Genomic DNA, 12,841 nt, shown 5'->3' with positions numbered 1-12,841 from the left:
GCGCGAGCCACCCCGGCCTTTTTCGTTTGAATCCGCATCAGTGCGGCCCGATGCCCGCCCAGCGAGATTGCCGGTCCGGCGCATGCGGTAGAATCCGTATCTTCAACCACGCGCACGCCCGCGCCATGGCGGAAACGAATCCATCCATGACCCTGATCCCGATCGCAAAGCGTCGCCGCGGCATCTACATCCTGCCCAACCTGTTCACCACCGCCGCCCTGTTCGCCGGCTTCTACGCCATCGTGCAGGCGATGAACGACCGCTTCGAGTACGCCGCGGTGGCGATCTTCATCGCCATGGTGCTCGACGGGCTGGACGGCCGCGTCGCCCGCCTCACCCAGACGCAGAGCGCTTTCGGCGCCGAGTACGATTCGCTCTCCGACATGGTGTCCTTCGGCGCCGCGCCCGCGCTGGTGATGTACGAGTGGGCCCTGCAGGACCTCGGCAAGCTGGGCTGGATCGCCGCCTTCATCTACTGCGCCGGCGCCGCGCTGCGCCTGGCACGCTTCAACACCAACATCGACGTGGTCGACAAGCGCTACTTCCAGGGCCTGCCCAGCCCGGCTGCCGCCGCACTGGTGGCCGGCATGGTGTGGGTGGTGATCGACAACGGCCTGACCGGCGAGGACGTCAGCTGGCTGGCCTGCTTCCTCACCGTGTTCGCCGGCATCTCCATGGTCAGCAACGTGTTCTTCTGGAGCGGCAAGGACATCAACCTGAAGAAGAGCGTGCCCTTCATCGTGCTGATCGCGCTGGTGCTCGCCTTCGCGCTGGTGTCCAGCTACCCGCCCGGGGTGCTGTTCGCGCTCTTCCTGGCCTATGCCTTCTCCGGCTATGTGCTCTACGGCTGGCGCTGGATGAACCGCCGCCGACGCCGCGCGGAAGCCGCTGAGGCGCACCGCCACGAGCAGCGAGAGCCGGGCCAGGATACAGAAGCCGACTGACGGGGTGCGCGCGGCGGGGACGCGCGCCACTTGCTTGCGCGCGTCGCGGAAGCTGATCTATAGTCAGCCGCATGACGACCGAACGCGACCCCTCCCTCCTGTCGCTTCGCCTCCTGCCGGCGAGCCTGCTACCGCTCGGCCCGCTGCTGCGCCCCGCGCGCTGACCACACATACCCTTTCTTCCCCCTAGCCGCACCCCTGCCAGACGCGCAGGCGGATGCTTCTATCCGCATCGACCTCTCTCCTGCTGGAGCCGAACATGAACGACAAGCTGATCATCTTCGACACGACCTTGCGCGACGGCGAACAGAGCCCTGGCGCCTCGATGACCCGTGACGAGAAGCTGCGCATCGCCCGCCAGCTGGAGCGCATGCGGGTGGACGTGATCGAGGCCGGTTTCGCCGCCGCCTCCAACGGCGACTTCGAGTCGGTGCGCGCGATCGCCGAGGCGGTCAAGGAGTCCACCGTCTGTTCGCTGGCGCGCGCCAACGAGAACGACATCCGCCGCGCCGGCGAGGCCATCCGCTCCGCGGCGCGCGGGCGCATCCACACCTTCATCGCCACCAGCCCGATCCACATGGAGAAGAAGCTGCGCATGACGCCCGACCAGGTGGTCGAGCAGGCGGTCAAGGCGATCGGCTGGGCCAAGGAATACACCGACGACATCGAGTTCTCGGCCGAAGACGCCGGCCGCTCGGAGATCGACTTCCTGTGCCGCATCTTCGAGGCGGTCATCGACGCGGGCGCCACCACCATCAACGTGCCGGACACCGTGGGCTACAACGTCCCCGAGCAGTTCGCCGCCACCATCGCGACGCTGATCGAACGCGTGCCCAATTCCGACAAGGTGGTGTGGTCGGTGCATTGCCACAACGACCTCGGCCTGGCGGTGGCCAACTCGCTCGCCGCGGTGCGCGCCGGCGCGCGTCAGGTGGAATGCACCATCAACGGCCTGGGCGAACGCGCCGGCAACGCCTCGCTGGAAGAGGTGGTGATGGCGGTGCGCACCCGGCGCGACGTCTTCCAGTGCGACACCGGCATCGACACCACGCAGATCGTGCCGGCATCCAAGCTGGTTTCCGGCGTCACCGGCTTTCCGGTGCAACCCAACAAGGCCATCGTCGGCGCCAACGCCTTCGCGCACGAGTCCGGCATCCACCAGGACGGCGTGCTCAAGCACCGCGAAACCTACGAAATCATGCGCGCCGAGGACGTCGGCTGGGGCGCCAACAAGCTGGTGCTGGGCAAGCACTCCGGGCGCAACGCCTTCCGCTCGCGCCTGCAGGAACTGGGCATCGTGGTCGAGTCCGAGGACCACCTCAACCACGCTTTCGCGCGCTTCAAGGAACTGGCCGACAAGAAGCACGAGATCTTCGACGAGGACCTGCACGCGCTGATGAGCGACGAAGCCACCACGCCCGAGCTCGAGCACTACCGCCTGGTTTCCTCACGCTTCCATTCGGAAACCGGCGAGACTCCGCAGGCCGAGCTCACGCTGGCGGTCGGCGGACAGGAAACGCACATCGCCGCCGAAGGCTCCGGGCCGGTCGACGCCGCCTTCAAGGCCATCGAGACGGTGGCGCGAAGCGGCAGCGAACTGCTGCTCTACTCGGTCAATGCGATCACCACCGGCACCGACGCGCAGGGCGAAGTCACGGTGCGCCTGGCGCTGGATGGCAAGGTGGTCAACGGCCAGGGGGCGGACACCGACATCATCGTCGCCTCGGCAAAGGCCTATCTCAATGCGCTGAACAAGCTGCACAGCAAGCTCGAGCGGGTCAATCCGCAGGTCTGAGCGGCGCGACGCGGGCGGTCTGCGGCCTGGCCGCACACCGCCCGTGCGCTCATGTCAGTCTTCGGCCGGTTTCTGACGCGACGGGGCAGTGACCCGCGCGTAGAACATGGTGGAGAAGAACAGCACCATCGCCAGCATCAGTTCCAGCGCGGCGAATACGCCCATCAAGCCCGGATCGCCCACTCGCAGCACACCCTCGGTGAAGTACAGCAACGAGAGCATCGACGTCCATTGATAGGTGTAGCGCCGGCCACGCAGGATACCGAACAAGGGCAGCAGCAGCGGCAAAGCCTTGAGCGTCAGCCAGGAGCCCCCCGGACGCACCGGCGCCAGCCAGCCTTCCCACAGCACGCACAGCACCATCAGCGCGATCAGGCTGGCGCTCGCCGCCAGGGACAGATGAGCCGGCCTCATCGCGCCACCGCCAGTTTCAGCGCGTACCCGGCCAGCAGGCGACCTTGCGCCTGGGCCAGGGCGATCTCGTCCGCGCTCAGCGCCGCGCTGCCCTCCTGCCCGGCCACGTGGCTTGCGCCATAGGGCGTGCCGCCGCTGCGCGTCTCGTTCAGCGCCGGTTCGGTGTAGGGCAGACCGGCAATCAGCATGCCGTGGTGCATCAGCGGCAGCATCATCGACAGCAGGGTGCTCTCCTGCCCGCCGTGCAGGCTGGCGGTGGAGGTAAACACGCAGGCGGGCTTGCCCACCAGCGTACCGTTCACCCAGGCGCCGGCGAGACCATCGAGAAAATACTTCATCGGCGCGGCCATGTTGCCGAAACGCGTCGGGCTGCCCAGGGCCAGGCCGATACATTCGGCCAGATCGCGTTCCTCGACGTAAGGCGGCCCTTCGGCCGGAATGTCATCTGCCACCGCCTCGCACACGGTAGACACGCGCGGCACGGTGCGCACGCGTGCCACGGCGCCCGGCACCTGATGAATTCCGTGCGCGATTTGCTCGGCAAGGGCGCGCACCGAACCGCGGTGGCTGTAGTAGAGGACGAGGATCTCTTTCATGAATAATGGATATCGATTGCGGGAAACGCGGCCTGCCGGCCAGGGCAATGCCGGCTAGAATCGCGCGATTATACCGTTCGTCACCGCCACGCCCTGCGCCCCTGACCCGCCCCTTAGATGAAACCGCTCTCCGCCACGCGCGACCTGGCCCGTCTGCTGCTGACCCGCTTCAAGGCCACCCGCTGTCCTCAGGTGGCGGGCAGTCTTGCCTTCACCACCCTGCTCGCCCTGGTACCGCTGGTAACGGTGGCGATCGCGCTGTTCAGCAACTTCCCCGGCTTCGCCGAGCTCGGCACCTCGTTGAAGATCTTCCTGCTGGAGAATCTGCTGCCGGAACGCGCCGGCAAGATCATCACCACCTACGCATTGCAGTTCTCGCAGAAGGCAACCGGGCTGACCCTGCTCGGTACCGCACTGCTGGTGGTGACCGCCCTGATGCTGCTGTCCACCATCGAGCGCGTGTTCAACCAGATCTGGGGCGTGCGCCAGCCGCGGCCGCTGCTCTTTCGCATCGCTGTCTATTGGTTCGCGCTCACCCTGGGGCCGCTGGTACTCGGCGCCAGCGTGTTCGCCTCCGGCTACCTCGTCAGCGCGTCGATGGAACTGGTCGACCACGTTCCCTGGCTGGGCGAGATGGCGGCCCGCCTGCTGCCGCCGCTGATGCTCGGCCTGCTGTTCAGCTACCTCTACTTCGCGGTGCCGAACCACCCGGTCCGGGCCCTGCACGCCCTGGCAGGCGGGCTCGCCGCAGCCATCGCGTTCTTCCTGATGCAGCGCGCATTCGGCCTGTTCATCGCGCGCTTTCCCACGTATACGCTGGTCTATGGTGCCTTTGCGGCGCTGCCGATCTTTCTCGTCTGGCTTTACCTCTCGTGGGTGATCGTGCTGCTCGGCGCGCTGCTCAGCGCCACCCTGCCGGCCTTCATCGAGCGCCGCCGGGTGGCACCGCCCTTCCCCGGCGATCGCACGCACGCCGCAACCAGCATGCTGGTGGACCTGGCGAGCGCGCAGCGCACCGGAGAATCCGCGGAGTTCCGGCACCTGCAGGGCCGGGTGGGCCTGCCGGACGATCAATGCGAGGCGGTTCTCGGCGCCATGTGCGAGGCAGGCTGGGTCGCGCGCACCGAAAACGGACACTGGGTGTTGAGCATCGCGCCCGACAGGCTGCGCCTGTCCGACATCATCGCCCAGTTCGCACTTTCGCCCCAGGCCTGGCTCGACACTGCCGGGCAGAGCGCTCCGGCGCGGACGGCCGCGACCCGCTTTTCAGCCGCCCTGCAGCAGGCAGACATCTCGCTAGCCGACCTGCTCGACAACCAGACCGGGGATCAGATCGGATAGGGGTCGATCTCGTACTGCAGGAGTTCGATGTTCGCCGTCTGCATGTCCAGACTGATCACCCGTCCCTGCGCCACGTAGAGGCGCTGCTCCAGGTCGCGAACGAGCACGAAGCGCCGCGAGGCGTAGGACCCCGTCTTCACCAGCACGGCCGGGTTGTGCCGCACCCCACTCAGCGGCGGCAGGATCAGGGCCGGCAGGATGGTCTTCACATCGCCCCCCCTGAAGGCGATGGTCGCCGCGGTGCCGCCGTGCGCGACGACCTGCAGGCCGAGTTCCACCTGATCCGCGTTGTCGCTGCGGATCCAGCGGACGATGCACAGACTCCACGGCTTGCCGGCGTCCGGCCGCAGCGCCAGCACCATTCCCGCGCTGAGCACGCCGGAGACACCCGACACGCTCATGATCGCGTAACCGCCCGGGCTCTCGTTGCACACCATCCATTCGGCAATGCGCGCCTGAGCTTCGCCGCGGCGGAACATCTCCCAGATGGCCCTCAGGCCGGCACACACCTGGACCGTGTACTCATGCTGGCGGCGCGGCGCCACGCGATGCGGCGGCGCGGACCAGCGCTCGTGCATGCGGCGGAGGAGCGACAATGCCTCGACTGGTGTCAAACCGGCCGGCAGCGCGGGACCATCGGCGTTGAGCAGGTCCACATCGCGCTCCAGCCCCACCACTTCGGCCTGCGCAATCCGCAGTTCCAGCCACTCGAGGCGCCTCGCCACATCTGCGGCGAGCGCGCCGGAATTGAAGTAGAACAGTCCCTCCCCTTCCGGTGCCGCCCTGCGGGACAAGGCGGTCGGCGGAGCATCGGCCTCGGGGTCCATCCAGTAGAGCGAGTTCGCATCGCCGACACGGCGCTGTCCGATCTGGGTTTCGGATTCGGCCCCGTCAAGATAATCGCGAACCCAAACGAGTTCGCGGCCTGTCAGGCTTTCCGGCTGCAAGGCGGCAACGGCCATGATGGCCTGGGCGGTCGCAAGTGCAGGGCCTGCCTTGCCACCGTCCTCGCCTCCCTCGTCCTCGATGCGGACGGCCACGGCAAGCAAGGCATAGGTGCGCAACCAGAACCCCGCGGGCGCGGGCGCACCGATCATGCAGGCGAACAGGTAGGCTTCGGCCGACAGCCGCATCGCGCGCACGATCAGGGCATGCGCATCGCTGCGCTGCCCACCGAGCCACCGGCTGCGCACATCCTCGAGCACGCGCTGGAACCCTGCCGCCAGATCGAGCAAGGCATCGATCAGGCCTTCGGTCGGCAGGCGCAGATCGGCCGGCAGCGGCAGCGGGGCATCGAGCAGCCTTGCGCGGAAACGCTCGCAGATGTCCAGCACCCGCAGGTCGAACTGCTCGAGGCAGCTGGCGAACTCCGCGCTGGGCACCGCCGGATCCCGTACCCGCCCGAAATGTCCGCGCAGCGCGGCCAGGTCGGCCACCGGATCGTCATCCGGCTCGGTTGCCAACCAGGTCAGCGCCCCCTCGACCGGGGCGGATTGTCGTTCGGACGCCTGCATCGTCTAGGTCATATCGCTATCGTTCAGCGCATTCTATTCAAAATCGCCGCGCGCAGGCTCCACCTGCCCACCTTGGGGAGAAATTAAATGCGCCAGGTCGCGCATGCTGTCGGCCACAACGCCTCCACACGTCGCACTTGTCCGCGAAGAGCCGATCGGATATAGTTCTTCGTTTTCCGAATCTTCCGATCAGGATACCCAGATGGTCGTCATTCGTCTTGCCCGTGGTGGCTCCAAAAAGCGCCCGTTCTACAACATCGTCGCCGCCGAGTCGCGCAACCGTCGTGACGGCCGCTTCATCGAGCGCGTCGGTTTCTACAACCCGGTGGCCTCCGGCGCCGAGAAAAATCTGGTGATCAACACCGAGCGCCTGACCTACTGGCAGCAGAACGGTGCCCAGCTCTCCGATACGGTCGCCCGTCTCGTGAAGCAGGCTGCCGCGGCTGCCTGAACAGCGGGCTTCGCGTAGCACCATGATCGTACTGGGGCGCATCGTCGCCCCTTTTGGCGTTCAGGGCTGGGTCAAGATCCACCCCTTCGGCGACGATCCGCTGTCCTGGCGCAAGATGCCGCAGTGGTGGCTCGCGCCGACCGACGACGCACCCGCCGACGCATGGCAGCCGATGACGCTGAAGGGCTGTCGGGTGCATGGCAAGGGGCTGGTAGCGGCCTTCGAGGAAGCCCCGGACCGCAACGCGGCCGAGGCGCTCGACGGCTGGTACATCGGTGCGCCGCGTGAAGCCTTGCCGGATACGGCGAAGGACGAATACTACTGGCACGATCTGGTCGGCCTCGTGGTCGAGAACGAAGCCGGCGAAGCGCTGGGCACCGTCTCCGGCCTGTTGTCGACCGGTGTGCATGACGTACTGCAGGTGGCCGATGGCGACGCGGAGAGGTTGATCCCCTTCGTCGCCGCCTACGTGCTGGACGTCGACCTGGCCAGCCGGCGCATCCGGGTGGCCTGGGAAAGAGATTGGTAACAAGGGACCGGTGAAGCAGAACAAGCCGGGTGAAGAAGGAGCAGGCGTGCGACGCTTCGACGTGGTGACCCTGTTCCCCGAGATGTTCGCCGCCCTGACCGGCAGCGGCATCACCCGGCGGGCGCAGGATCGCGGCCTCTACGAGATCGCCTTCCACAACCCACGCAACTTCACCAGCGACGCCCATCGCACCGTGGACGACCGCCCCTACGGTGGCGGACCGGGCATGGTGATGCTGGCCGAGCCGCTTGCACAGGCGATCGACCAGGCCCGCCAGGCGCAGCGTGACGCGCTGGGCGAGGCAGGACGCGTGATCTACCTGTCGCCCCAGGGGCGCAGGCTGGATCACGAAAAGGTATTGGAGCTTGCCGCGCAGCCCGCCCTGGTGCTGCTGTGCGGACGCTATGAAGGGGTCGACCAGCGCCTGCTGGACCGCTGCGTCGATGAAGAGATTTCGCTCGGCGACTTCGTGCTGTCGGGCGGCGAACTGCCGGCGATGGTGCTGCTGGACGCGATCGTGCGCCAGTTGCCCGGCGCGCTGAACGACGCGGATTCCGCTCGCGAGGATTCGTTCGCCGACGGGCTGCTGGACTGCCCGCACTACACCCGCCCCGAGGTCTATCGGGACGAGGCGGTGCCGGCGGTACTGCTGTCGGGCAACCACGCGGCAATCCGCCGCTGGCGGCTCAAGCAGTCGCTGGGCCGCACCCGGCTACTGCGCCCCGACCTGCTGGCCGGGCGGCAGTTGAGCAAGGAAGAATTGAACCTGCTCGAGGAATTCGAGCAGGAACAGGAAGGAACGTCCGGCCGCAACACGGGCTGAACGTTCCATTACAAACCGCATCGCACCAGGTCCGCCTGCTCTGCATGCAAGGCCACAGGCCATTGAAACGACAGGAGTCATAGATGAACCTGATTCAGCAGCTCGAACAGGAAGAAATCGCCCGCCTGACCGAAGGCAAGACCATTCCGGCGTTCGCCCCCGGCGACACCGTGGTGGTGCAGGTCAAGGTCAAGGAAGGCAACCGCGAACGTCTCCAGGCCTACGAAGGCGTGGTGATCGCCAAGCGCAACCGCGGTCTCAACTCCAACTTCATCGTGCGCAAGATCTCCTCCGGCGAGGGCGTGGAACGGACTTTCCAGACCTACTCCCCGCTGGTGGCCAGCATCGAGGTCAAGCGTCGCGGTGACGTGCGTCGCGCCAAGCTGTACTACCTGCGCCAGCGTTCGGGCAAGTCCGCCCGGATCAAGGAAAAGCTCGACTACAAGGCTGTCGCAGCGAAGAAGCAGCAACAAGCCTGACCGGTTTCCGGTCCTGGCAACGCAGAACGGGCCCCGCGGGGCCCGTTCTGTCGTTTACGGCTTCGCCGCGCAGCGCATCGCGACAAAGGCAGCTCCTACACGCCCTCGCTGGCCGCTTCCTGCCTGCAGGGGGTTGCCCGCGATCGCAGCGCCCGTGCCGCCCCGGCTCAGCGCCGCTCCACCAGGTACAGCAGCGCGCCGGCCGCCAGCAGGAAGATCAGGCTGGGCGTGATGGCCGCCATCACCGGCGGCCAGGCATTGATCGCCCCCAGGTTGGAGAACAGGCCGTTGAGCAGGTGAAAGCCGACGCCGAGCATCACGCCGAAGAACACCTTGACGCTGACCGCGCCGTGCCGGTCGTGCATGAAGGCGAAGGGCAGCGCCAGGGCCATCATCACCAGCGCCGCAAGCGGATAGGTGAGCTTCTTCCACAGGGCGATCTCGTAGCGCTCGGCGCTCTGGCGGTTTTCCTGCAGATGGCGGATGTAGGCGTACAGCGCATCCACCGACATGCGTTCCGGCGCCACCATCAACACACTCAGGACGTCGGGCGTAAGTTCGGAACGCCAGGCGATCTCAGGCAATTCCACCACTGCGGTTGCACCGTCGGTGAACTGAGTCTGGCGCACGCCGGTCAGTCGCCAGCTACCTTCCTGCGCATCGTAGCGTCCGGCTTGCGCCTCGCTGACCGAGGTCATCTGCAGTTGCTCGTCGAACTCGAAGATGCGCACGCGCTCCATGCTACGGTCCGGCAGCAGCGTACGCACATTGACCACGCGCGGGCCGTCCTTGACCCACAAACCCGAGCGCAACTGCTGGGACACCGTCGCCTGGGTCGCGACCAGCTTCCACTGCTGTGCCGCACGCTCCGCCGGAGGCGCCAGGTACTCGCCGAACACGAAGGTGAGCGTGACGAACACCAGGCCGATCAAGCCCAGCGTGCGCATCATGGCTCCATTGGACAGCCCCGAGGCCCGCATCACGGTGATCTCGGAGTGACGTGCCAGCGTGGTCAGCGCATACAGACTGCCGATCAGCACCGCCACCGGCATCAGCTCATAGACCCGGCTCGGCAGCGTCATCAGGACGTAGATCAACGCATGGTGCAACTCGTAGCCCTGCTTGCCGACGTCCTCGAGTTCGTTGATGACATCGAAAAAGGCGAACAGACCGAGAAACGCCACCAACACCAGCGCGGTGGACGACAGAATCTCGCGCGCAAGGTAGCGTCGCAGCACCCGGCTCATGCGCGCGCCCGCCAGAAGGGCGACACCGCCAGGCGTCTATAGAACATCACCGCTAGCAGCAGGGCGACCACCAGATGGGGCAACAACAGGCCGAGCTCGAAGGACAGGCGTCCGCGGTTCACCCAGGCCTGACACACCGAAATTGCATTGCTATAGACGAGGTAGGTCAGCAACGCGACGATCAGGTTGTTGGTACGCCCGGCGCGCGGATTGACGAAGGACAGCGGGATTGCCATCAGCGCCAGCAACAGCGCTGCAACCGGCATGCCGATACGCGCGAGGAGTTCGCCGAGCTTGCGCCCGTCGGGGCGATCGACGAGTTCCGCAGTCGGCATCGCCCGTGTCCGCAGGGCCTGGGCAACCGCCGCACGCGGCTCGATCAGCACCGAGTAGGTATCGAACTCGAGCACCCGGTACTCGGCCGTACCGGGCGTACCTTCATAGCGCCGCCCCTTGTCGAGCACCACGTAGCGGTCGCCGTCCTCGTCCACGATGATCGAACCCTCGGCCGACACGATGACCCCCTGCCGGCCACCTTCCTCGCTGCTGACGAACACGTTGCGCACCTTGCCGTCCTCGCCCGCACCGGTCTCGACGAAGAACACCCGCTGCGCGCTGGTCGACTCGCGGAACACACCCGGCGCAATGCGCGAGCTGTCGTCGCGACTCTCCAGCCTGTCGCGATACTCGATGCTCATGCGCTCGGCCCACGGCGAGAGAAACAGGGTGGCGGCCGCCACGACCGCCACCAGCGGCAGCGCAAAGCGCAGCACCGGCCGGATCCAGGCGGTGAGCGGCACGCCCGAGGCGAACCACACCACCATCTCGGAATCCTTGTAACCGCGCGACAGCGACATCAGCACGGCGATGAACAGGGTCAGCGACAGCACCACCGGCAGGCGCGCCAGGGCGCCGAAACCGATCAGCGCCAGCACCGCATCGGACGGCACCTTGCCGCCCGCGGCATCGCCCAGCATGCGGATCAGCACCGTGGTAAGCAGGATGGCGAACAGCGCCACGAACACCGCGGCGGCCGAATGGGCGAATTCGCGCTGAAGAGCGCGCCGGAAGATCATCGCGCGGGAAAACTCGGGAGCCAGGTTCTTGTTGTGCGGGAGGGTATCGTGCCCGGGCGTCGCTTTTGACGGCTTCGACACGCGCGGGCCATAATCGGCCACACTTTGCACCAGATGCCCGCCCAAGGAATAGCGATGGAATTTACCATAAAGACGGCCTCCCCGGAGAAGCTCGCAACCGGCACCCTGGTGGTCGGCGTGTTCGCGGGCGCCAAGCCCGCCGGCGCCGCCGCGGCACTCGACAAGGCCTCCAAAGGCAAACTCGCCGCCCTGCTCAAGCGCGGCGACCTGGACGACAAGGCCGGTTCGCAACTGCTGCTGCACGATCTGCCCGGCACCGCCTGCGAGCGCGTGCTGCTGGTCAGCCTCGGCAAGCTGGACGAGTTCGGCGACAAACCCTGGCGCGATGCGGTCGCGGCGACAGCCAAGGTCCTGGCGGGCAGCCCGGCACCCGACGCCGCGGTGTTCCTCGCCGACCTCGAACTGCCGGGGCGCGATCTGGCCTGGCGCCTGCAGCAGGCCGCGCGCCTGCTCGCCGACGGCGCCTACCGCTACGACGCGCCCAAGGCCGCCAATGGCAAACCGGCCAAGGAGCGCGGCGCGCAGAAGATCACCCTGGCGATCTCCGCCAAGGTGAATGCCGAACTCGAGTCCGCAGTCAGGCGCGGCCAGGCAGTGGCCGAGGGCATGGCGTTGGCGCGCGACCTGGGCAACAAGCCGGCCAACGTGTGCACCCCCACCCACCTGGCGGAAACCGCTCAGGCGCTCGGCAAGCAGTTCAAGTTCAAGGTCGAGGTGCTCGACCGCGCCGAGATGGAGAAGCTCGGCATGGGCTCGCTGCTGTCGGTGACCCGCGGCTCGCATGAGCCGCCGCGCTTCATCGTCATGCAGTACAAGGGCGGCAAGGCCAAGGACAAGCCGGTGGTGCTGGTCGGCAAGGGCATCACCTTCGACACCGGCGGCATTTCGCTGAAGCCCGCAGCCGAGATGGACGAGATGAAGTACGACATGTGCGGCGCGGCCAGCGTGCTCGGCACCTTCAAGGCGCTCGCGCGCATGGCCCTGCCGATCAACGTGGTCGGCCTGATCCCGACCACCGAGAACATGCCCGGCGGCGGCGCCACCAAGCCCGGCGACGTGGTCACCTCGATGTCGGGGCAGACCATCGAGATCCTCAACACCGACGCCGAAGGCCGCCTGATCCTGTGCGACGCGCTCACCTACGCCGAGCGTTTCAAGCCGGCCTGCGTGATCGACATCGCCACGTTGACCGGCGCCTGCGTCGTCGCCCTGGGCAAGATTCCCAGCGGCCTGCTGGCCAACGACGACGAGTTGGCTGCCGAACTGCTGGCGCGCGGCAACGAATCCGGCGACCGCGCCTGGCAACTGCCGCTGTGGGACGAATATCAGGACCTGCTCAAGAGCAACTTCGCCGACATGGGCAACATCGGCGGGCGCTACGCCGGCACCATCACCGCAGCCTGCTTCCTGGCGCGCTTCACCAAGGCCTACAAATGGGCGCACCTGGACATCGCCGGCACCGCCTGGGTGTCGGGCGATGCCAAGGGCGCGACCGGCCGCCCGGTGCCGCTGTTGAGCGAATTCCTGATCAAGCGCGCCGCCGGAGGCTGA

13 protein-coding genes are annotated in these 12,841 nt (G+C 66.9%); 8 read left to right on the top strand and 5 right to left on the bottom strand.

All coding sequences use genetic code 11. The features are described from left to right. The first annotated feature begins 146 nt into the window (after positions 1 to 146). Positions 147 to 944, top strand: coding sequence for a CDP-diacylglycerol--serine O-phosphatidyltransferase (pssA, locus tag IAI53_RS03985; protein WP_222948154.1), 798 nt, complete (start codon positions 147 to 149; stop codon positions 942 to 944). A 259-nt stretch (positions 945 to 1,203) separates the two neighbouring features. Beyond that, positions 1,204 to 2,739: a 2-isopropylmalate synthase gene (locus IAI53_RS03980; protein ID WP_187716833.1), complete on the top strand. Its 1,536-nt coding sequence runs from the start codon at positions 1,204 to 1,206 to the stop codon at positions 2,737 to 2,739. Between the two features lie 54 nt (positions 2,740 to 2,793). On the opposite strand, the gene IAI53_RS03975 is transcribed toward IAI53_RS03980, so the two are convergent. Both IAI53_RS03975 and wrbA read right to left on the bottom strand, forming a co-directional pair. Next, a complete protein-coding gene (locus IAI53_RS03975) occupies positions 2,794 to 3,153 on the bottom strand; it encodes a DUF2069 domain-containing protein (protein ID WP_187716832.1) in 360 nt (119 codons plus the stop codon). After that, positions 3,150 to 3,749 (bottom strand): NAD(P)H:quinone oxidoreductase, encoded by a 600-nt coding sequence (gene wrbA, locus IAI53_RS03970; protein WP_187716831.1) that lies wholly within the window; start codon positions 3,747 to 3,749, stop codon positions 3,150 to 3,152. The genes IAI53_RS03975 and wrbA overlap by 4 nt, the downstream gene beginning before the upstream one ends. Positions 3,750 to 3,866: 117 nt before the next feature. On the opposite strand from wrbA, the gene IAI53_RS03965 reads away from it, so the two are divergent. Beyond that, entirely contained in the window at positions 3,867 to 5,090 is a 1,224-nt protein-coding gene (locus IAI53_RS03965; protein WP_187716830.1) for a YihY family inner membrane protein, read from the top strand. On the opposite strand, the gene IAI53_RS03960 is transcribed toward IAI53_RS03965, so the two are convergent. Beyond that, positions 5,078 to 6,604 carry a cyclic-di-GMP receptor FimW-related protein gene (locus IAI53_RS03960; RefSeq protein WP_187716829.1) on the bottom strand — a complete coding sequence of 509 codons (1,527 nt, stop codon included), beginning with the start codon at positions 6,602 to 6,604 and terminating at the stop codon, positions 5,078 to 5,080. The genes IAI53_RS03965 and IAI53_RS03960 overlap by 13 nt on opposite strands. A gap of 202 nt (positions 6,605 to 6,806) precedes the next feature. Here IAI53_RS03960 and rpsP point away from each other — a divergent pair, with 202 nt between their 5' ends. From rpsP to rplS, 4 genes are all read left to right on the top strand, one after another. Continuing rightward, entirely contained in the window at positions 6,807 to 7,055 is a 249-nt protein-coding gene (gene rpsP, locus IAI53_RS03955; protein ID WP_187716828.1) for a 30S ribosomal protein S16, read from the top strand. A gap of 22 nt (positions 7,056 to 7,077) precedes the next feature. Further along, entirely contained in the window at positions 7,078 to 7,584 is a 507-nt protein-coding gene (gene rimM, locus IAI53_RS03950) for a ribosome maturation factor RimM (RefSeq protein ID WP_187716827.1), read from the top strand. 46 nt (positions 7,585 to 7,630) lie between these two features. After that, the gene (gene trmD, locus IAI53_RS03945; protein ID WP_349771888.1) at positions 7,631 to 8,407 is read left to right on the top strand and encodes a tRNA (guanosine(37)-N1)-methyltransferase TrmD; all 777 of its coding nucleotides are present in this window, start codon (positions 7,631 to 7,633) and stop codon (positions 8,405 to 8,407) included. An 83-nt stretch (positions 8,408 to 8,490) separates the two neighbouring features. Continuing rightward, positions 8,491 to 8,886, top strand: coding sequence for a 50S ribosomal protein L19 (gene rplS / locus IAI53_RS03940; RefSeq protein ID WP_187716826.1), 396 nt, complete (start codon positions 8,491 to 8,493; stop codon positions 8,884 to 8,886). A 167-nt stretch (positions 8,887 to 9,053) separates the two neighbouring features. Here rplS and lptG read toward each other — a convergent pair whose 3' ends face one another. Together lptG and lptF are read right to left on the bottom strand one after the other, a co-directional pair. After that, positions 9,054 to 10,133 (bottom strand): LPS export ABC transporter permease LptG, encoded by a 1,080-nt coding sequence (gene lptG / locus IAI53_RS03935; protein ID WP_187716825.1) that lies wholly within the window; start codon positions 10,131 to 10,133, stop codon positions 9,054 to 9,056. Then, the gene (gene lptF, locus IAI53_RS03930) at positions 10,130 to 11,209 is read right to left on the bottom strand and encodes an LPS export ABC transporter permease LptF (protein WP_187716824.1); all 1,080 of its coding nucleotides are present in this window, start codon (positions 11,207 to 11,209) and stop codon (positions 10,130 to 10,132) included. The genes lptG and lptF overlap by 4 nt, the downstream gene beginning before the upstream one ends. A gap of 135 nt (positions 11,210 to 11,344) precedes the next feature. Here lptF and IAI53_RS03925 point away from each other — a divergent pair, with 135 nt between their 5' ends. Further along, positions 11,345 to 12,841 (top strand): leucyl aminopeptidase, encoded by a 1,497-nt coding sequence (locus IAI53_RS03925; protein ID WP_187716823.1) that lies wholly within the window; start codon positions 11,345 to 11,347, stop codon positions 12,839 to 12,841.

This window comes from Thauera sedimentorum (assembly GCF_014489115.1).
GTDB classification, from domain to species: Bacteria; Pseudomonadota; Gammaproteobacteria; order Burkholderiales; family Rhodocyclaceae; genus Pseudothauera; species Pseudothauera sedimentorum.
Note: the sequence above shows the minus strand (reverse complement) of the source record. Positions and strands in the feature narration are given on the sequence as shown.